Origin of the sequence: Methylobacterium sp. J-070, from assembly GCF_022829385.1 — a bacterium.
Classification (GTDB): Bacteria; Pseudomonadota; Alphaproteobacteria; order Rhizobiales; family Beijerinckiaceae; genus Methylobacterium.
Genome location: NZ_JAKSXX010000110.1, coordinates 113209 through 131888 on the forward strand (window position 1 = coordinate 113209; position 18680 = coordinate 131888).

The window sequence follows — 18680 nt, forward strand, 5'->3', positions numbered from 1 at the left end:
ATCCTGCGCGCCGAACACCGCCGGGGTCAAACCATCGAAGGATCCGTGATGCTCCCACCCGTCATTGCCCCCTCGATCCTCTCCGCCGACTTCTCGAGGCTCGCCGAGGAGACCCGCGCCGTGGCCGCGGCCGGCGCCGACTGGATCCACCTCGACGTGATGGACGGCCATTTCGTGCCCAACATCACCTTCGGACCGCCGGTGGTGAAAGCGCTGCGCCCGCACTCCGAAAAGTTCTTCGACGTGCATCTGATGATCGCCCCGGCCGATCCGTATCTCGCGGCCTTCGCGCAGGCCGGTGCCGACGGGATCACGGTCCACGCCGAGGCCGGGCCGCATATCCACCGCTCGCTGCAGACCATCCGCGATCTCGGCAAGCGGGCCGGCGTGGCGATCAACCCGGGCACCCCGGCCGCGATGGTGGAGCCGGTGCTCGACCTCGTCGATCTCGTGCTGGTGATGACGGTCAATCCCGGCTTCGGCGGCCAGAGCTTCCTGCGCAGCACCATGGACTCGGTGGCGCGGGTCCGGGCGATGGTGGCCGGCCGCGACATCCGCATCCAAGTCGACGGCGGCATCGATCCCGAGACCGTGCGGGTCGCGAGCCGCGCCGGCGCCGACACCTTCGTGGCCGGCAACGCCGTCTTCGGCGGCGGTCCGGAGGCCTACGCCGAGCGCATCGCGGCGATCCGGGCCGGCGCGGAGGGCGCCTCCGGCCGCGATCTGTCGTGCTGAGGGCGCTGATCTTCGACGTCGACGGGACGCTGGCGGAGACCGAGGACCTGCACCGGCAGGCGTTCAACCGGGCCTTCGCGGATCTCGGCCTGTCCTGGAGCTGGGACGCGGCGCTCTACGCGGACCTGCTCACCGTCATGGGCGGCAAGGAGCGGCTCGCCCACTACATCGACACGCAGCACGCGGCCGAGGCCGAAGCGCTCCACGCCCTGGCGCCGGAGATTCACGCCCGAAAGACCCTCGCCTACGGCACGCTCGTGGCGGAGAGCGGCCTGAGGCTGCGGCCCGGGATCGCCCGGCTGATCCGCGAGGCGCGGGCGGCCGGGATCCGCCTCGCCGTGGCCACCACCACGAGCCGGCCCAACGTCGACCGGCTTCTCGCCGTCAATTTCCCGCCGGACGCCACGCCCTTCGACGTGATCGCGGCCGGCGACGAGGCGGACCGCAAGAAGCCCGCGCCGGACGTATTCCTGCTGGCGCTGGCCCGCCTCGGGATCCCGGCGTCGGAGGCGGTGGCCTTCGAGGATTCCGCCGCCGGCATCGCATCGGCCCGGGCCGCGGGCCTGCCGGTCCTGGCGACCCGGAGCCGCTACACCGAGGGCCACCAGCTCGACGGCGCCTTCTCGGCGATCTCCGATCTCGGCGAGCCGGGGCGCCCGCACCGGCACATCGCGGGGCGCGAATGGCCGGGCGGGGTCGTGGACCTTGCCGGCCTCATCCGGTGGCACGGGACGCAGGACGATCAGGGCGCGGCGTTCCAGGCGATCGGCACCAGCCGGTAACCCGGGCCGTCGCGCTCCACATGGCCGAGCGACGGGAACGGGAAGTGGTAGCCCACCACGAGGGCCTTCTCGGACGCGGCCATGTCGTAGAAGCGGTGGCGCGTCGCCTGCGCCTGATCGGCATCGTGATCGTACATCACGTGCCAGTCCGGGTGCTGCAGGAAGAAGGCCGGGATGTTGGTCACATCGGACTGGACCAGCAGGCGGTCCGAGCCGGAGGCCACCGCGAAAGCGGTGTGGCCCGGCGTGTGCCCGGGGGCGGCGAGCGCCGTGATCCCCGGTGCGACCTCCTCGTCCCACGCGAAGGTGCCGATCCGGTCCCTCAGGTCGCCGAGCACCCGGCGGGTGTTGGCGAAGTAGGCCTGCGTGATCGCGTCGGCGGCCTTGGCCATGTTGTCGTCGTTCATCCAGAAGGCCCAGTCGACCGCCGCCGCCCGGATCTCGGCCTTCGGGAAGGCCGGCGTGCCGTCGGCGGTCTTGAGCCCGTTCGTGTGATCGGGGTGAAGGTGCGAGATCAGCACGAGATCGACGTCCTCGGGCGCAACCCCGGCGGCCGCGAGGTTGGCCTTCAGGCGACCCACCGGCGCCCCGGGCACGGGCCCGTTGCCGGTGTCGATCAGGACCAGCTTCGCGCCGGTGTTGATCAAGGTCGGGTTGAACGGCACCGTGACCTGCCCGGGCGGCATGTAGGCCGCCTGGGCGGCGCCCAGCGCCTCGTCCCGGGGGACGTTGCGTACGAAGCGGTCCGGCATCGGGAAGCTCCGGGCGCCGTCGTTGAGGATCGTGACCTCGCAGGTACCGAGGCGCATGCGGTAGAAACCCGGCGCCTGCGGATCGCCGAGGCGTGCCGTGCCCCGCGCGCCGTCGACGAGACCTAGGGCGACGCCACCGGCGAGTGCTCCGCGGACGAGGTCGCGACGGGTCGCGTTCGGCATTCGATCCTCCAGGGACAGGAAACGTGGCGAAGTCCGATCCGGCGCGCCCCGCAGGACGCCCGGGTTCGCAATGGCGGGCGGGTGTCGACCGGGGAGGGGACCCTAACGGCCGCTCTGCCGGCGCGGAATGCGCGCCTCGCTGCGTCCCTCGCTCCGCCCCTGCGCCTCGGTGGCGAACAGCATCGTGCCGGCTACCACGCCGAGCGCCGCCGCGATCCCAAGTTTGAGCCAGCGCGGGTCGGCGGCCGCCACGTGGGCGGTCGACCGGGCGTCGAAGCGGCCATGCGCCCCGGGATCGGTGTCGACCGGATGGTAGAGGTTGTCGGGACGGTTCTTCTGCGCCTGCACGCTGGTCATCTCCCCACGATAGCCATGCCGGGCGAGGTAGCCGTCGATCCAGCCCGGAATCAGCATGTTGCCCACGATGGCCTTCCAGGCCGAGGCACCGATCCACAATTCCCGCGGCGCCTCGTGCGCCGCCCGGTACACGTGGCGGGCGATGGCCTCGGGCTGGTAGATCGGCGGCACCGGCTCGAGCTTGCGCGGCAGCCGCGAGCGGGCCCAGTCGAACTGCGGCGTGTTGACCGCCGGGAGCTGAATCATCGTCAGACGCACCCGGCTGCCGTCGTGGAGCAACTCGCTGCGCAGGGAGTCGACGAAGCCGCGCACCGCCGCCTTGGCGGCGCAGTAGGTCGCCTGCAGCGGGATCGACCGGTAGGCGAGGGCCGAGCCGATATGGACGACCGTGCCCCGGTCCCGCGGGACCATGTGGCGGAGCGCCGCCAGGGTGCCGTGCACCTGGCCGAGATAGGTCACCTCGGTGGCGCGCCGGAACTCCTCCGGGCTCGTCTCCTGGACGGGCGCGTAGATCGTCACCATCGCGTTGTTGACCCAGACGTCGATGCCGCCGAAGGCCTGCGCCAGCGCATCGGCGGCGCGCGAGACGGCGTCCGCGTCGGCCACGTCGACCGCGAAGGCGCGGGCCCGGCCGCCGGCGCGCTCGACGTCGCGGATCGTGCCGGAGAGCCCAGCCTCGCCCCGGGCGATGAGCCCGACGTTCCATCCGTGCCGGGCGAATTCGTGCGCCACCGCCCGGCCGACGCCGGCGCTGGCGCCCGTCACCATCACTGTCCCGCCGCGTCCATTCCGGTTCGACATCGATGCTCCACGTGACAGGCGTCCCCGGCCAACGCCCGTCACCGGGGATCTTTCCGTGCTCGCGCGATCGGGATGACCGGCGCCGCCGCCGGCCGGTGATCGCGATCGCGTTGCCTCGCCGGAAGGCGGCGGCCTATAACGCGGCGACCTCACAGCCGCGACGGCGGGGTCCCGGACGCCCGCCCTCGCCAACGAACAAAGTCTCACACGCCATGGCAGGCCATTCGCAGTTCAAGAACATCATGCACCGGAAGGGCCGGGTGGACGCGGTCCGCTCGAAGGTGTTCGGCAAGCTCGCCCGCGAGATCACCGTGGCGGCCAAGCTGGGCACGCCGGACCCGGCGATGAACCCGCGGCTGCGCGCGGCGATCATCGCGGCCCGCGCCGAGAACATGCCCAAGGACAACATCGAGCGCGCCATCAAGAAGGCCGCCGGGGCGGACGGCGAGCACTACGAGGACATCCGCTACGAGGGCTACGGCCCCGGCGGCGCCGCGCTGATCGTCGAGGCGCAGACCGACAACCGCAACCGCACCGCCTCGGACGTGCGCTCGGCCTTCACCAAGTCCGGCGGGAGCCTCGCCGAGACCGGCGCCGTGGCCTTCATGTTCGACCGCGTCGGCGTGATCGCCTTCCCCACCAAGGTCGCCGATGCCGACACGATGCTGGAGGCCGCCATCGAGGCCGGCGCCGACGACGTCAGCTCCGGCGAGGACGGCCACGAGGTCGTCTGCGCGCAGGAGGCCTACGGCGAGGTCGCCAAGGCGCTGGAGGCTCGTTTCGGCGAGCCGAGCCGCACCGGCTTGATCTGGAAGGCGCAGAACACGATCGACGTGGACGACGAGACCGGCGAGAAGCTGATCCGCCTCGTCGAGGTGATCGAGGACCAGGACGACGTCCAGCACGTCTACGTCAACTTCGCCCTGTCGGACGCGCTGATGGCCAAGCTGCAGGCCTGAACCCGGCTCGGCCGCCGGCGGCGCTCAGGCGGGCGCGGCCGCGAGTTCGGCGCCGAACCGCTCCTGCGCGTAGCGCTCCACCGAGAAGGTGTCGTCGGGCAGCTGGACCATGAAGCGCTCGGCCACCTCGGTGACGACGATGTCGGGCCTGACCCGCTCGATATACGCCCAGTCGAGCGAGGTGCTCCAGATGAAGTGCACCTCGCGGAACGTCTCCGCCAGCATGATGGTCAGCATGTACGGCATGACGTGCGAGAAGGAATCGCCGAACAGCGCCAGCCGTCGGGGATCGGTGGCCCTGTCGTTGCCGTAGACCACGTGGGCGCCGACATGCAGCGTGTGCAGCAGGCCGGCCTTCTCCCGGGCCTCGACGATCGGGCTGCCGTAGCGCCGCACCGCGTCCCGCTGCATCAGAACGGTGCGCGAGCGCGCCCGGCGGGGCGGATCGAAGGCGCTCCCCAGGTCGCCGTCGTGGTCGGTCTCGAAGGACGGCCGATCGCGGAGGTCCTCCCGGGGCTCGGCGCCCAGCGCCCGGCAGATCTCCGCGTAGGCGAGGTAGCAGCCGTCGAAGGACCAGTGGGTGTCGGTGCGGCAGTAGAGGTCGGCCGTGTCGCGTTGCGCCCGCATCGGCGTCACCAAGTCGACGCAGGTCCGCCGCCACCGCCTCCGCCGCCGCCAGGCCGCGTAGAGGCCGACGGCGCGCCGGAGGCGGCCGAGGGGGGGCTCGCCGTGGAGCAGCCGGTAGGCCGGCGAGGCGGTCGGCCGGATCGTGATCCCGTCGAGCCGATGGTCGTAGATCATCAGCTTCTCCGGGGCGACGACGTGGCGGTACAGGATGCCCATGGCGCGCAGGCGGCGCTCGCGGGTCGCCACGAGGCTCCGCCAGTGCCAGATCAGTTCCGCCGTCTCCTCCGGCCGCTCGTACTGGCCGAGGACGTCGTTCGTCCCGGTCTTGAGGAACAGCCATCCGTCCTGTCCGACATGGATGTGGTCGGTGTTGCTCGAAGCCATGGCGCACTCGTGAGATCCGCCGCCCGGTCCGGCGAATTCGGCAGAAGGAGCGGGATGCCGGACGCGGGGCGGTCGGACAGGATGGCGGGACGATCCCTCTCGCCCGCCGGAGCCCGTCATGCCCCTCACCATCGCCCGCGCCAAGCCGCATCGCGTGCGCCCCGCAAGTCCGGCCGGGCGCGACCGCCTGGTCGTTCGGCCTCGTCACCCTGCGCGCCGCGACGTGCTCGCGCGACGTCGGGAGCGGTGGCGCCGACCGGGATCCCCGCCGGGCAAACCAAGACGGTCGCGGACGAGCCTTCGACGGGCGACCGCGTCGGCCGGCACGCGGAGCATTGTCGGGTTGGATGGGATCACGTGCCGGACGGTCTGGGCGCGCATCCCCTCCCTCTTGCGGGGAGGGGTCAGGGGAGGGGGTGGTGCCGGATGGGGCTCGGCGGTGGCGTCTGCACCACCCCCACCTCCAACGCCTCCCCGCAAGGGGGAGGGGAGCGCGTCGCGCTTCGTGATTTAAATCCGATAGAGAACGCTTCAGCGCCGGCCGCCGCCGGGCCCGCCGAAGCCCCCTGGACCGCCGAAGCCCCCCGGGCCGGCCCCGGGACCACCGCCAAAGCCGCCGGGGGTACCGGCTGGTCCCCCGAAGCCGCCGGGTCCGGGGGGCAGGCCGCCCGGGCCGCCGGGCGCGCCGCCCCGCGGCGCGCCGAACCCGCCCCTGCCTTCCAGACCGGTCAGGCCGCCGGCGCCGGGCCGGGTATCGATCGCCTGTCCCCGCTCCTCGCGCAGGCCCCCCGGCCGTCCGCCGGGCTCCGCGCCGAAGCGTCCGGGCGACTCGTCGGGCAGGTTGCGCAGGTCCAGGCGGTCGCGCTCCCGCTCCAACCGCGGCGCGTCCGGCTGCGGCGGCTCGGGCGCGATGCGGTTCTCGATCCGCAGACGCTCCACCGTCAGGTCGCCGCCCCGCGCGACCGCCGCGGTCAGCACCGCCCGCACGCTCCCGGCCCGCGGCACCGTCGCGCCCGGAAGACCCGTCACGGCGTAGCCGCCGCCGACCTCCAGCCCGGCGCCGGCGCGGCCGATATAGGCCTCGATGGAGACCCGCTTCAGGCCCGGCGGGAACGGCAGGCCCACCTGAGCGGCGTCGGTCACCGTGAGGAGCCCGTCCGCCGCCGTGCCGGTCACGAGGGCGCGCCTGCCGGTCGGCAGCGCCTCGGCGCCGCTCAGCCGGAGCCCGCCGATGCTGAGGCCGCCCGCGCTCCGCCGCACCGGCCCGGCGACGCGGTCCGGCCCGGATCCCCGCGGCTCGATCAGGCTCGCCACGATCACGTCGTCCGGCCGCCGCAGGCCGCTGACCGCGACCCGCAGGCCCGGCTTCCAGTCGCCGGGAAGGCCTGCGGTCAGGACGCGCTGGCCGAGCACCACCATCCGCCCGGGCGCAATCGACTCGACGGGACCGACGACCTCGCTCGTCACGTCGATGCGACCGGTGGCGAGGCCGCCGCCGTCCGGCCGCGCGACGACTTGGACCACCTGTCCGATCTTCAGGTCCGCGGCCCGCGCGGCCGCGCCGTCGATCCGCACCTCGACCTCCGGGGGGTAGGCGATGCGCAGGTCGTTGACGATGATCGAACCGAAGCGGCGGATCGTGCCGATCACGCCGGTACCGCCGATGCCGCGGTCGCCCTCGCCGGGCGGCCCGTTCCGGGGCTCGTCGGTCCGCATCATGCCGGTGCCGCCGATACCCTGGTCGCGCGGCGCCTCCTGCGGCCGGACGGCGCCCGGCAGCAGCGTTGCGGCGCCCGCGAGCAGGCGCAGGACGAACCGGCGGTTCGGTGAGGATCGCACCGGCCGGCCTCTCAGCGCCCGCCCGGGGGCCGGGCTGGCGGCGCGGCCTCCGTGTAGACGTAGAGGCCGAAGTTCCAGCGGTGATCGCCGCCCGGATCGTCCGCACAGGCGGCGTGCGCCTCGCGGTTGGCCTGCTGCAGGGCCTCCATGGCGATCTCGCGCGCCCGCGACTCGAGCCTGGCCGCGAGATCCTTCGACAGGCCGTCGTAATGGACGGCCCGTTCGAGGAACCGCGGCGCCGCGCCGACGATGTTGGCCACGCTCGCCGCGATGTGGTCGTGCAGGTTGCGGCCGAAGTAATAGAGCTGCGGTCCCTCCGCGCCGTCGCCGCGGGGCACGTAGGCGGCCTCGGCCAGCACGATCCGGTCCTGCGCATCCGTGAAGGCCAGCCCGCGGTCGAGCCACTCGTCCAGCACCGCCCGGGGCCGGAGATCCCGTGTGACGCCCGAGACCAGGGCTTCGAAAGAAGGCGCGCTGCCCTCGGCGGCCCGCGGCAGGGGCAGGGGATGGCCCTGCGGATCGGTGAAGGCCGGGTCGGCGATCCAGCGGGCGATGATCCGGCTCGTGCGCGAGACCACCGCCGGCACGACGCTCACCGGGGCCCCGGCTCCGCGCAGCCGCCGCACCTCCTTGCGGTGGATGCCGGTGAGCAGGGAGACGCGGCTGTCCGTCTGCTCCTTGCCGGCGAGCGCGAAGTCGTATTCGGCGACGTTCACGTAGAGTTCCCGCAGCAGGTCGGCGAGGGCCGGGAAGGTGATGCCCCGCGCCACCAGCAGTCGCACGAGCGGACGAAGCAGCCGCGCCAGCGGCGCGTGCAAGCTGGCGCCGTCCGGCGGTGTATCGGCGGTCTGGGACATGCGGGCATCGTTATAGCAAGGGTCGTGGGAGACAATCCCACACCGTGCGCGGGCGCACCTCGGACCGCGGTTTCGGCGTTGACGTGGGATTTCTGCACACGTAGTTCGTCTGCGTGGTCAATTTTCCCACGTACACCTTGGAGCCGATGTCATGAAGGTCGAGACGCGCATCCTCGTCGCGGACGCGCTGCCGCCCCTCACCCTGGCGGCGCCGTGCCCCCGTCGTATCGCGCGGGGTCAAGCCATGCCGCGGCTCGGGCGCATCCTGTGCGTCGCCGCCGCGCTCGCACTGCCCGCCCTCGGGATCGCCGTCGCAGATACGGTCCACCGCGTCGGCGCGTCGGGGGCGCCGCAGGCCGCCGCACCCGTCGTCCCCTCGGACGGGGCGGCGGCACCCTCGGGGGCCGTCGCGCCCGCCCGCGTCCTGCGGATCATCAGAACGGCTGCGCTCCCCACCCGGCGCGGAGAGATGGGGGCGTGATCGCCGTGTCCGAGACCGGCGGCCCGTCGACCCGACCGGCACCCCGTTGCGGCGGAGCCCCGATCCTCGATCTCGCGCTCTGCCTCATCCTCTCGGTGACCGTCGTCGGCCTGCTTCTGATGGCCCTCTGACGCCGCGATCCGGCCGCTCCGCCGACGAGGCCTCGCGGGACAGCATCGCGCCACGCCGCGCTACTCCACGCCGCGGCCGGGCGGCCGGACCCGTCGCGCCCGCCGGCCGCCGATCGGAAGCGCTCGTGCCCGGTCCTGACCACCAGCTGCGCCTTCGAAACCGGGAGCGCGGGCCAAGGCGATCCGACCTCCGGCGCCGTGTCCGCCGAAGTAGGCTCCGGATTTACCGCAGCGTCATACTACAGTGCCAGCGTTCCCGCGTATTATGATGCCGGCAAACAGGATTATGGCCTCCTCCCGGTCCGGTCGGGTGTGGAGTACCGAATTTAGACAATATTGATCAAGTCGGATCTTGACGACGTGGCCCGGCTGGGTCGCTATGCGCGACGTTCGGCGCCGGGAATCCATGGGCCGGCGGTGCCGTTGCACGGCTGGTCGGGATGGTCGGTGCCAAATGCCGCGCGCGCGTCGCCGCGCGGCGCCCGGATGCATCTCCGACAGGATCGGCCGTGAACGCTTCCCGCCCGCCTATCGCCGCGACGGTGGTCCTCGCCCTCGGACTCGCCGCCGTCCAGGCGCCCGTGCGGGCGCAGGAACTCGTCCCGCCGGGGCCGGACGGCCGGGGCGCCTTCCTGATTTACGGCAACTTCTGCGGACCGGGGAACCGCGGTCCCGGCTACCCGCCGATCGACGCGCTGGATCTGGCCTGCGCGCACCACGACGCCTGCTCGGCCGAACCGAGTTCCGGCATCCTGACGAGCTGCGCCTGCCACCGGCGTCTCCAGATCGAGGCGGGCGCCGTCGCCCGCGATCCGCGCGCGCCGGACCGGACCCGTCAGACGGCGCAGTTCATCTCCGACTTCGCCACGGCGCTGCCCTGCGAGTAGGGGCTCTCCGCCGAACTGGAGGCCGGTCCGGCCGGCGCGCGCGGCCGCGCCATTGCGCACGACAGGGCCGTGCGACCGCGTCGCGCGGGCGTTCCACCCAGCCGCTCGTCCCGAGGGAGACGGGTTGGAAGATCGGAGCCCGGCGAGGCCAGGTCGCGTCCTCCGGTCGTGGAGCGTGCGGCGACGCGATCGGGACCCCCGGGCGCGCCGCCGGCCCGGTCAGGCGGCGTCGGCCGGGCTGGCCGCCGCCTTCGGGCCGCCCTTGGCGACGCCGACCACGGCGGGGCGCAGGACGCGCTCGCCGATCACGTAGCCCGCCTGCACGACCTGCACGACGGTGCCGGCGGGCACCTCGGGATTGGGCACCTCGAACATCGCCTGATGGCGGTTCGGGTCGAACTTCTGGCCCTCCGGCTGGACGATCTTCACGCCGTGGCGCTCGAGCGTCTTGGCGAGGTCGCGCTCGGTGAGGTCAATTCCGTCGATCAGGCCCTTCAGCGCACCCTCGGCGTTCGCCCGCGCGTCGGCGGGGACGCTGTCGAGGGCGCGGCGGATGTTGTCGGCGACGTTGAGCACGTCCCGGGCGAAGTTGGTGACCGCGTAGGTCCGGGCATCCGCCACCTCCCGCTCGGTCCGGCGGCGCAGGTTCTCCATCTCGGCGAGCGTGCGCAGGGTCCGATCCTTCAGCTCGTCGCGCTCGGCGGTGAGCAGCGCGAGCGTCTCGGCGATGGGATCGACGGATGCCGCCTCGGCGCCCTGGCCGTTCGGCGCGGCGTCCTGCGCGGCGCCGGCACCGGCTTCAACCGTGGTCTGGCGCGGGTCGTCCTGGGGCATGTCGTTGCTCGTCATCGCGATTCAGTCGTCGGGGCGGGGTTGCTCGGGGCCTTCGGGACCGGCGCTGATATCTGGCCAGGCGCGCCCGAAATCAACCCGGCCGTCACGCTTCCCGGGGCGGCGGCGCGGCGACGAGCGCCTCCAGCCCCTCGGCCTTGAGGGCGGCGACGTCCCCGGCGAAGACCTCCATCACGGCGCTGCGGATCGCGGCCTGCCGGTCGGGCTGCGTCACCCGCGTCCCGGTGAGGTCGGTGACGTAGAAGACGTCCACGGCCCGCTCGCCGAAGGTCGCCACGTGCGCCGAGGTGATGTTCAGCGACAGCCGGCCGAACGCGGTGGTGAGCTCGTAGAGCAGGCCGGGGCGGTCGAGGCCCGTGACCTCCACGACGGTCTCCCGGCTCGACAGGGCGTTGTCGATCGTCACGTCCGGGGGCACCGGGAACATCTTGGCGCGGGCGCTGGTCGCGGGATGCTTGTCGGCGACGAGGTCGGCGATGCGGATCTCGCCCTTCAGCGCCCGCTCGATGGCCGCCGTGATGCGCCGGGTCCGGCGCAATTCGTCCTCGTCGCGCTCGAAGGCCCGGGAGATGAAGATCGTGTCGAGGGCGAACCCGTCGGTCGTTGTGAAGATCTGCGCGTCGACGATGTTGCTGCCGGCCGCCGCGCAGGCCCCGGTGACGATGGCGAGCAGGCGCGGGTGGTCGGGGGAGTAGATCGTGATCTCGGTGACGCCGCGGACCGGGTCGAGGCCCACGTCGGTGGCGCTGGTGCGGCCGTCGCCCAGCGCCTCGCGCAGGAACATCGCGTTCTTGAGAAGGCGCGCGCCCTCCACCTTGAGCCAGTAGGCCTGCCCGTGCCGGGCCGCGTAGGCGTCGAACTCGTCCGAGGCCCAGCCTGGCAACCGCTCGCGCAGGCCCATCTGGACCAGGCGGACCCGGTCGGTCCGCGCGATCTCGGAATGGCCCCCCGAGAGGTAGACCTCGGTCTCGTCGTACAGGGTGCGGACCAGGGTGCCCTTCCAGGCCGTCCAGACCCCGGGACCCACCGCGGTGATGTCGGCGACCGTCAGGATGGTCAGGAGCTTCAGCCGCTCCAGGCTTTGCACGCTGGCGGCGAAGCGCTCGATCGTCTTGGCGTCCGAGAGGTCGCGGCTCTGCGCGGTCATGGACATGAGCAGGTGGTGCTCGACCAGCCAGCGCACGGTCTCGGTCTCGGCCTGGCTCAGGCCGAAGCGGGGGCAAAGCTTCTCGGCGATGGCGGCGCCGGCGATCGAATGGTCGTCCGGCCGGCCCTTGGCGATGTCGTGCAGCAGGATCGCCACGTAGAGCGCGGTGCGGTTGTGGATGGTGTGCACGAGGCGCGAGACCAGCGGGTAGGTCTCCTGCGCGCGGCCCGATTCGATGTCGGCCAGCACGCCGACCGTGCGCAGCAGGTGCTCGTCCACCGTGAAGTGGTGGTACATGTTGAACTGCATCATCGCGACGATGCGGCCGAAATCCGGGATGAAGCGGCCGAGCACCCCCGCCTCGTTCATCTCGCGGAGAGCCTCCTCCGGGGCGTTCCGGGAGGTGAGGATGTCGAGGAACAGCCGGTTGGCCTCCGTGTCCCCGCGCAGCGACGGGTTGACGAGGCGCAGGGAGCGGCTGGCCAGCCGCTTGGCGTCCGGGTGGATGGCGAGGTTGTGCCGGTCCGCGAGCCAGAACAGGCGGATGAGGTTCACCGGGTCCCGCTCGAAGGCGTCCTCCGCGCGCAGGTTCACCCGCCCGTGGTCGATCCAGAAATCCTCCGCCTCGATGGCGGTGGCCCGGAAGCGGTCGCGGAACCGGCCGATCCAGCGGTCGAGCACCGGCGTGCGCTTGGCGTGGCGCGCCTCGAGTTCCGCGCAGACGATGGCGGTGAGGTCGCCCACGTCCTTGGCGATGCGGAAATAGGCCTTCATGAAGCGTTCGACGCCCGAGAGGCCGCCCCGGGCCTCGTAGCCGAAGCGCTCGGCGATCCTGGGCTGCAGGCCGAAGGACAGGCGCTCCTCCGCCCGCTTGGTGACGAAGTGCATGTGGCAGCGCACCCGCCACAGGAACTCCTCGCAGCGCTCGAACAGCGCGTATTCCTCCGGCGTGAACAGGCCGGCACTGATGAGTTCGATCTGGTCGCGGACCCGGTAGGTGTACTTGGCGATCCAGAACAGCGTGTTCAGGTCGCGCAGGCCGCCCTTGCCGTCCTTGACGTTGGGCTCGACCAGGTAGCGGGAGGTCCCGGCCTTCGAGACGCGCAGGTCCCGCTCCCGCAGCTTCGCCTCCACGAACTCGGACGCCGAACCGACCACGAGCTCGGCGTCGAAGCGCGTCACCAACTCCTCGTAGAGCGTGCGCGTGCCGAACAGGTATCGGGCTTCCAGGAGGGACGTGCGGATCGTCATGTCGGCCCGCGCCTCGCGCAGGCACTCCTCCACGGAGCGGGTGGCGTGGCCGACCTTCAGCTTCAGGTCCCACAGGACGTAGAGCATCCCCTCGACGACGCTCTCCGACCACGCGGTCTGCTTGTAGGGCAGCAGGAACAGCAGATCGATGTCCGAGCCCGGCGCCATCGTGCCCCGTCCGTAGCCGCCGGTGGCGACCACGGCGAGCTGCTCGCCGGTGGAGGGGTTGTCGTTGGGGTAGAGCCGCCAGACCACGGCGTCGTGGATCGTCCGGACCACCGCGTCGGTGAGGTTCGAGAGCGCCTGGGCGCAGCGCAGGCCGTTGCGGTCCTCCAAGAGCTGCGCCTCGGCGGCGCGGTGGCCGTCCTCGATCACCTGGCGCAGCTGCGGCACCAGGGCGGCCCGGAGCTTGGTCGGCTCGCGGGCCTCGCGGTCGAGGTTCTCCAGGACCGTGTTGAGGGCGGCGACGGGATCGAACATGGCTCCCGTTAGCATGATATGCCTACGCCGCCAGCCATGCGGCGATACCCCGGGTGCTGCGGGCGTCTTGCGCCGGTCCGGACACTACTCGGCCGCCGGGAGATCGAGGGCCAGAAGCCGCGCCGTCCGGTTGCGCTTGGCGGTCCGGAGCTCGGCCTCGCCCGTCTGCCGGCGCGCATCGGCGATCGCCGCGTGGACCCCGTCCACCGCCAGGATCAGGGCGCTGACCGTGCGGGCGTCGATGCTGCGTTCCCGGGCGTAGCAGACCACGTCGGCCACCAGCCCGTCGGTCTCCAGGGTCATGGCGTCCAGCTCGGCGCTGCTCGTGGCGGCGCGCACCTCGCGCATGATGTCGAGCAGGCGGTCCAGGACGAAGTCGACGCGCTCCCGGCGCTTGCGGGCGAGCCGCTGCCCGATCCAGGCGATGCCCGAACCGATCGTGCCGCCGAAGAAGGCGAACAGGTAGATATAGTCCTCGTAGCGATCGAGGAAGGTCTGCTGCTCGCGCTCGAAGTAATCCACCGCACCGGGGTGGTTGGGGAGGCGCGCGGAGGTCGCCGCCACCGTCGTGTCGAAGTCCGGCGCCTTCATCAGCTTGGCCACCGGCGCCGCCGAGGCGAGCCGCGAGCGCCACTCGAACAGGTGCTGGGTCGCCGAGGCGACCGCGACCCGGCTCACCGTGCCCCGCGCCATGAGGCGGTAGGAGGCGCCCACGGTCTTGACCTCCTCGTCGGGCCGCTTCGGGCGGCCGCCGAAGGTCCCCGCCGGGATGGTCACGGCCTGCAGCTCGGGAAAGCGCTGCAGGATCGCGTCGCCGTCCGGGATCGAGACGAAGCCGATCTTGTGCTCCGGCGAGCCCTGCTCGACCGCCCGCACCATGGCGGCCGCCGTCTTCGAGGCGGGGCTGCCGATCACCGCGACCGCGTCGACGCGCTTCTCGGTGAGCGCGGCGGTCACATCGGTGATCTTGAGCGGGACCACGGCGACGTGGCCGGCGGCGGCCTCCGATTCGGCGGCCGTCTGGCCATCCCCCGGCGCGTCCGCGTCCGGGCTGACCGACTGGAGGTCGTAGAAGGAGAGCAGGTTCGCCAGGAACGGCAGATCGGCGCTGTGCCGCACGACGATGCCGAGGCGCTTGCGCGCCAGCGCGGGGATGTCGTCGATGTCGGCCGAGTCCGGAGCCGCGATGATCAGGGCCTCGTCATGCAGGATCGCCAGGGTCAGGCCGTTCTCGGGCAGGAACACGTCCGGACGGACCACCGCGAGGTCGGCCTTGTTGCGCTGGAGCGCCAGGGCGCTGTCGCGGACGTCGCCGTAGCGGACGACCTTGAGGCGCACATCCTCCCGTGCCCGGTCGAGGGCGCCGGCATAGGCCTCGATCAGGGCCGCCTCGGGCCCGTCCTGCGGTCCCACCGCCACCGTGAGGGTGTTCGGACGCGAGAGGTAGACGATCGCCGCCGCGGCCGCGGCGAGGCCCAGCGCCACGAGGACCAGGAGCCACTCGCGCCGCATCAGGACATCCGCCGCGGCGCGGAGGTGTCTCCGCCCCGGGCCGAGGGGTCGGTCGGGCGAAGGACGATGGTTCGGGCCATGACCGAGCCTGTCGCGTTGCGCGCGTTCCATACAGACGTCATGGAACGCAATCCTGTCGAGATCGTGAAGAACCGGTGAAACCTCCAATCGTTGCAGGATCCGCGCCACAACGCCGCGACCGGGAGGTCAAGCCGCCCGGGCCGGTGAGTGCGGCCTGGCTGGAGCGTGCCGCCCTCCATTATCTGGAGCGCTACAGCGCTTCGACCGAGATGCTGCGCCGGACCCTGGCCCGCCGGGTCCAGAAGCGCGCCCGCGCCCGGGGCGAGGATCCCGAGGTGTTCGCGGACCTCGTCGCGGCGACGGTGGCGCGGGCGGTCTCGGCCGGCCTCGTGGACGATGCCCGCTTCGCCGATACCCGCCTCGCGACCCTGCGCCGTCGCGGCACGTCGAGCCGCGGGGTCTCGGCCAAACTCGCCGCCAAGGGCGTCCCGCGCGACGTGGTCGAGGCGGCCATGCTGGCGGAGCGCGTGGCGCTTCCCGACGGGGAGGCGGAGGCGATCGACGATCAGGCCGCGCGGGCCTATGCCAAGCGTCGGCGGCTCGGGCCGCATCGCCGGCCGGACCAGCGGGCCGCATATCGCGACCGGGATCTCGCCGCTCTGGCCCGGGCGGGCTTCCCCTACACGCTGGCGCGCCGGGTGGTCGACACCGATCCGGAGGAGCCGGCGTGACGGGTGCGGCATCGCGGCCCGGGGCAAAGCGGCGGTCGGCCTTGCACCTTCCTCCCCGTCGTTCATTGTCTGTTCGATGGACGAGTCCCTGGCCAAGAAGCTGCGCATCCTGGCGGATGCCGCGAAGTACGATGCATCCTGCGCGTCGTCGGCGGCGCCCAAGCGCGCGGCCAGCAAGGACGGCCTTGGGTCCACCACGGGCGCCGGCATCTGCCACGCCTACACGCCGGACGGGCGCTGCGTCTCGCTCCTGAAGATCCTGCTGACCAACTGGTGCCTGTTCGACTGCGCCTACTGCATCAACCGGCGCTCCTCGAACGTGCGGCGGGCGAAGTTCACCGTCGAGGAGGTCGTGAACCTCACCCTGAACTTCTACCGGCGCAACTACATCGAAGGCCTGTTCCTGTCCTCCGGCATCATCAAGTCGCCGGACCACACGATGGAGCTCCTGACCCGGGTGGCGAAGTCGCTCCGGCGCGACCACGGCTTCGCCGGCTACATCCACCTGAAGTCGATCCCCGAGGCGAGCCCCTGGCTGATCGAGGAGGCAGGCCTCTACGCCGACCGGCTCTCGATCAACGTGGAGCTGCCCACCGAGGCCAGCCTGGAGCGCCTCGCCCCCGAGAAGGACGGCGCCGCGATCCAGGGCGCGATGGCGCAGATCGGCGAGCGCATCGTCCAGGCGAAGGCCGAGAAGCGGCGCTTCTCGCCCGCCGGCCACTCGACGCAGGTGATCGTCGGGGCGGACGCGACCACCGACGAGGCGCTGATCCGCAAGAGTGCGCTGCTCTACGGCAGCGTCGGCCTGAAGCGGGTCTACTATTCGGCCTTCAGCCCGATCCCCGACGGCTCGGCGATCCTGCCGCCGAAGGCACCGCCGCTCCAGCGCGAGCACCGGCTCTACCAGGCCGACTGGCTGCTGCGGTACTACGAGTTCACCCCCGACGAGGTCGCCGACGCCGCCGAGGGCGGCATGCTGGCCCTCGACATCGACCCGAAGCTCGCCTGGGCGCTCAAGCACCGCGAGAAATTCCCCGTCGACGTGAACAAGGCCGACCGGGAATGGCTTCTGCGGGTGCCGGGTCTCGGCGCCCGGGCCGTGGACAAGATCATCACGGCGCGCCGCCACGCGACCCTCCGGCTCGACGACGTCGCGCGGCTGACCTCGGGGTTGAAGCGGGCGCGGCCGTTCCTCGTCGCCGCCGACCATCGGCCGGTGGGGCTCACGGATCGCCTCGACCTGCGAGCCCGGCTGGTCGAGCCGGCGACGCAGCTGAGCCTGTTCTGATGAGGCTCGGAGACGCGCCTCTCCCTCCCCCCACTGTGGGGGAGGGTACCCTGGGCAGCAGGGGGGGAGAGGGGAGCGAGGGTGCAGGTTCTGATACCGGTCGCGGCCTCTCCGGCAACGTCGCTCCCCTCTCCCGACCCCTGCTGACGCAGGGCCCACCCTCCCCCGCAGAGGGGGGAGGGGAGGCGCGGATGCCGCGCGCCATCTCCTTACGCCCCGGCGCCGATCTCGACGGTTTCCGCACCGCCGTCCGGAGCCTCGTGGCGCTGGGCGTTCCGCCCGAGGCGGTGTCGTGGTCGGTGACGGGTTCGCCCGGCCTGTTCGGCGGCGACGCGGAGCACGCCACCACCGCGCCCCTGGCCCTGCCGAAGCCCGTCGCGGCCCTGATCCCGCAGGTCATCCCGCACCGGGATCCCGAGCGTTACGGCCTGCTCTACGCCCTGATCTGGCGGGTCTGCCGCGGCGAGCGGCACCTGATGGAGGTGGGCAGCGATCCCCTGGTCCACCGTCTCCACCGGATGGCGAAGGCGATCGGGCGCGACCTCCACAAGATGCACGCCTTCCTGCGCTTCCGCCGGGCCGAGGGTCCGGAGGGCGAGCACTACGTCGCGTGGTTCGAGCCCGACCACCACATCCTGGCGGCGGCGGCGCCGTTCTTCGTGGCCCGCTTCCGCGGGATGCGCTGGTCGATCCTGACGCCCGACGGGTCGGCGCATTGGGACACCGAGACCCTGACCTTCGGACCGCCCGGCGACCGCGCGCAGCTCCCTGAGGGCGACGGGTTCGAGGCCGGCTGGCAGACCTACTACGAGAGCACGTTCAACCCGGCCCGCACCAACCTCAAGGCGATGCGGGCCGAGATGCCCAAGAAGTACTGGCGCAACATGCCCGAGACCGCCGCGATCCCCGCCCTGGTGCGGGCGGCGGCCGGGCGCACCGACGCGATGATCGAGAGGGCGCCGACCATGCCGACACGCCGCGAACCCGCCCGCGCCGTCGCCGCGATGGCCGACCAGGATCCGAAGTCCCTCGACGCGCTCAACGCCATCATCCGGCGGACCGAGCCGCTCGTGCCCGGCGCCACCCAGGCGGTGCTCGGCGAGGGACCGGCCGGCGCGACCATCGCGTTCGTCGGCGAGCAGCCCGGCGACCAGGAGGATCGGCAGGGCCGCCCCTTCGTGGGGCCGGCGGGGCAACTCCTCGCCCGGGCTATGGCGGAGGCCGGGATCGACCGCGGGTCGAGCTACCTGACCAATGCGGTCAAGCACTTCAAGTTCGAGGAGCGCGGCAAGCGCCGTATCCACCAGAAGCCCACCGCCGGCGAGGTCAGCCACTATCGCTGGTGGCTCGACCGGGAACTGGACTTCGTCGCCCCGAAACTGGTCGTGGCCCTCGGCGCGACCGCGGTGCTGGCGTTGACCGGCAAGGCGGTCCCGATCACCCGGGCGCGGGGCCCGTTCCGGTTCGAGCGGTTCGACAACCGCTTTCAGGGCTTCATCACGGTCCACCCGTCCTATCTGCTGCGCCTGCCCGACGAGGCGAAGGCGGAGGCCTACGCGGCCTTCGTGGACGACCTGCGCCGGGTGGAGGCCTTGGGCCGGGAACTCGCGGCGTGATCCGCCA

17 protein-coding genes are annotated in these 18680 nt (G+C 72.3%); 9 read left to right on the forward strand and 8 right to left on the reverse strand.

The features are described from left to right. The first annotated feature begins 48 nt into the window (after positions 1-48). Both rpe and MKL01_RS08660 read left to right on the forward strand, forming a co-directional pair. Positions 49-735 (forward strand): ribulose-phosphate 3-epimerase, encoded by a 687-nt coding sequence (rpe, locus tag MKL01_RS08655; RefSeq protein WP_243904804.1) that lies wholly within the window; start codon positions 49-51, stop codon positions 733-735. Then, positions 729-1517, forward strand: coding sequence for an HAD-IA family hydrolase (locus MKL01_RS08660; RefSeq protein ID WP_243904805.1), 789 nt, complete (start codon positions 729-731; stop codon positions 1515-1517). Before rpe ends, MKL01_RS08660 begins: the two co-directional genes overlap by 7 nt. Here MKL01_RS08660 and MKL01_RS08665 read toward each other — a convergent pair. Continuing rightward, complete coding sequence (locus tag MKL01_RS08665; RefSeq protein ID WP_243904806.1) at positions 1478-2452, reverse strand: MBL fold metallo-hydrolase; 975 nt, start codon at positions 2450-2452, stop codon at positions 1478-1480. The two genes, MKL01_RS08660 and MKL01_RS08665, sit on opposite strands and share 40 nt — an antisense overlap. A gap of 102 nt (positions 2453-2554) precedes the next feature. Then, positions 2555-3610, reverse strand: coding sequence for an SDR family oxidoreductase (locus MKL01_RS08670; RefSeq protein ID WP_243904807.1), 1056 nt, complete (start codon positions 3608-3610; stop codon positions 2555-2557). Between the two features lie 212 nt (positions 3611-3822). Here MKL01_RS08670 and MKL01_RS08675 point away from each other — a divergent pair, with 212 nt between their 5' ends. After that, positions 3823-4569: a YebC/PmpR family DNA-binding transcriptional regulator gene (locus MKL01_RS08675; RefSeq protein WP_243904808.1), complete on the forward strand. Its 747-nt coding sequence runs from the start codon at positions 3823-3825 to the stop codon at positions 4567-4569. 24 nt (positions 4570-4593) lie between these two features. On the opposite strand, the gene MKL01_RS08680 is transcribed toward MKL01_RS08675, so the two are convergent. The 3 genes from MKL01_RS08680 to MKL01_RS08690 all read right to left on the reverse strand — a co-directional run bounded on the left by MKL01_RS08680 (position 4594) and on the right by MKL01_RS08690 (position 8276). Continuing rightward, on the reverse strand, positions 4594-5580 hold the full coding sequence (locus MKL01_RS08680; protein ID WP_243904809.1) for an alginate O-acetyltransferase AlgX-related protein: 987 nt from the start codon (positions 5578-5580) through the stop codon (positions 4594-4596). Between the two features lie 531 nt (positions 5581-6111). Beyond that, entirely contained in the window at positions 6112-7419 is a 1308-nt protein-coding gene (locus tag MKL01_RS08685) for a DUF5666 domain-containing protein (RefSeq protein ID WP_243904810.1), read from the reverse strand. 11 nt (positions 7420-7430) lie between these two features. Then, positions 7431-8276 (reverse strand): DUF6502 family protein, encoded by an 846-nt coding sequence (locus MKL01_RS08690; RefSeq protein WP_243904811.1) that lies wholly within the window; start codon positions 8274-8276, stop codon positions 7431-7433. A gap of 151 nt (positions 8277-8427) precedes the next feature. On the opposite strand from MKL01_RS08690, the gene MKL01_RS08695 reads away from it, so the two are divergent. The 3 genes from MKL01_RS08695 to MKL01_RS08700 all read left to right on the forward strand — a co-directional run bounded on the left by MKL01_RS08695 (position 8428) and on the right by MKL01_RS08700 (position 9775). Further along, positions 8428-8757, forward strand: a complete 330-nt coding sequence (locus MKL01_RS08695; RefSeq protein ID WP_243904812.1) for a hypothetical protein — start codon at positions 8428-8430, stop codon at positions 8755-8757. Further along, positions 8754-8888, forward strand: coding sequence for a hypothetical protein (locus MKL01_RS35685; RefSeq protein ID WP_279604477.1), 135 nt, complete (start codon positions 8754-8756; stop codon positions 8886-8888). The genes MKL01_RS08695 and MKL01_RS35685 overlap by 4 nt, the downstream gene beginning before the upstream one ends. Positions 8889-9397: 509 nt before the next feature. After that, positions 9398-9775, forward strand: a complete 378-nt coding sequence (locus MKL01_RS08700) for a hypothetical protein (RefSeq protein WP_243904813.1) — start codon at positions 9398-9400, stop codon at positions 9773-9775. Between the two features lie 219 nt (positions 9776-9994). Here MKL01_RS08700 and grpE read toward each other — a convergent pair whose 3' ends face one another. From grpE to MKL01_RS08715, 3 genes are all read right to left on the reverse strand, one after another. Beyond that, positions 9995-10624, reverse strand: coding sequence for a nucleotide exchange factor GrpE (grpE, locus tag MKL01_RS08705; protein WP_243904814.1), 630 nt, complete (start codon positions 10622-10624; stop codon positions 9995-9997). A gap of 88 nt (positions 10625-10712) precedes the next feature. Beyond that, positions 10713-13505, reverse strand: a complete 2793-nt coding sequence (locus MKL01_RS08710) for a [protein-PII] uridylyltransferase (protein WP_243904815.1) — start codon at positions 13503-13505, stop codon at positions 10713-10715. Positions 13506-13589: 84 nt separating this feature from the next. Beyond that, positions 13590-15017 carry a TAXI family TRAP transporter solute-binding subunit gene (locus MKL01_RS08715; protein ID WP_243904816.1) on the reverse strand — a complete coding sequence of 476 codons (1428 nt, stop codon included), beginning with the start codon at positions 15015-15017 and terminating at the stop codon, positions 13590-13592. A gap of 224 nt (positions 15018-15241) precedes the next feature. On the opposite strand from MKL01_RS08715, the gene MKL01_RS08720 reads away from it, so the two are divergent. From MKL01_RS08720 to MKL01_RS08730, 3 genes are all read left to right on the forward strand, one after another. Then, complete coding sequence (locus MKL01_RS08720; protein ID WP_243904817.1) at positions 15242-15769, forward strand: regulatory protein RecX; 528 nt, start codon at positions 15242-15244, stop codon at positions 15767-15769. A 76-nt stretch (positions 15770-15845) separates the two neighbouring features. Further along, the gene (locus MKL01_RS08725; RefSeq protein ID WP_243904818.1) at positions 15846-17057 is read left to right on the forward strand and encodes a putative DNA modification/repair radical SAM protein; all 1212 of its coding nucleotides are present in this window, start codon (positions 15846-15848) and stop codon (positions 17055-17057) included. A 191-nt stretch (positions 17058-17248) separates the two neighbouring features. Beyond that, positions 17249-18673 (forward strand): UdgX family uracil-DNA binding protein, encoded by a 1425-nt coding sequence (locus MKL01_RS08730; protein WP_243904819.1) that lies wholly within the window; start codon positions 17249-17251, stop codon positions 18671-18673. Positions 18674-18680 lie beyond the last annotated feature (7 nt).

Coding starts and splice junctions, on each gene's coding strand:
- rpe (WP_243904804.1), top strand. CDS start 49: ATGCTCCCACCCGTCATTGCCCCCTCGATCCTCTCCGCCGACTTCTCG.
- MKL01_RS08665 (WP_243904806.1), bottom strand. CDS start 2,452: ATGCCGAACGCGACCCGTCGCGACCTCGTCCGCGGAGCACTCGCCGGT.
- MKL01_RS08670 (WP_243904807.1), bottom strand. CDS start 3,610: ATGTCGAACCGGAATGGACGCGGCGGGACAGTGATGGTGACGGGCGCC.
- MKL01_RS08675 (WP_243904808.1), top strand. CDS start 3,823: ATGGCAGGCCATTCGCAGTTCAAGAACATCATGCACCGGAAGGGCCGG.
- MKL01_RS08680 (WP_243904809.1), bottom strand. CDS start 5,580: ATGGCTTCGAGCAACACCGACCACATCCATGTCGGACAGGACGGATGG.
- MKL01_RS08690 (WP_243904811.1), bottom strand. CDS start 8,276: ATGTCCCAGACCGCCGATACACCGCCGGACGGCGCCAGCTTGCACGCG.
- MKL01_RS08695 (WP_243904812.1), top strand. CDS start 8,428: ATGAAGGTCGAGACGCGCATCCTCGTCGCGGACGCGCTGCCGCCCCTC.
- grpE (WP_243904814.1), bottom strand. CDS start 10,624: ATGACGAGCAACGACATGCCCCAGGACGACCCGCGCCAGACCACGGTT.
- MKL01_RS08710 (WP_243904815.1), bottom strand. CDS start 13,505: ATGTTCGATCCCGTCGCCGCCCTCAACACGGTCCTGGAGAACCTCGAC.
- MKL01_RS08715 (WP_243904816.1), bottom strand. CDS start 15,017: ATGCGGCGCGAGTGGCTCCTGGTCCTCGTGGCGCTGGGCCTCGCCGCG.
- MKL01_RS08725 (WP_243904818.1), top strand. CDS start 15,846: ATGGACGAGTCCCTGGCCAAGAAGCTGCGCATCCTGGCGGATGCCGCG.
- MKL01_RS08730 (WP_243904819.1), top strand. CDS start 17,249: ATGCCGCGCGCCATCTCCTTACGCCCCGGCGCCGATCTCGACGGTTTC.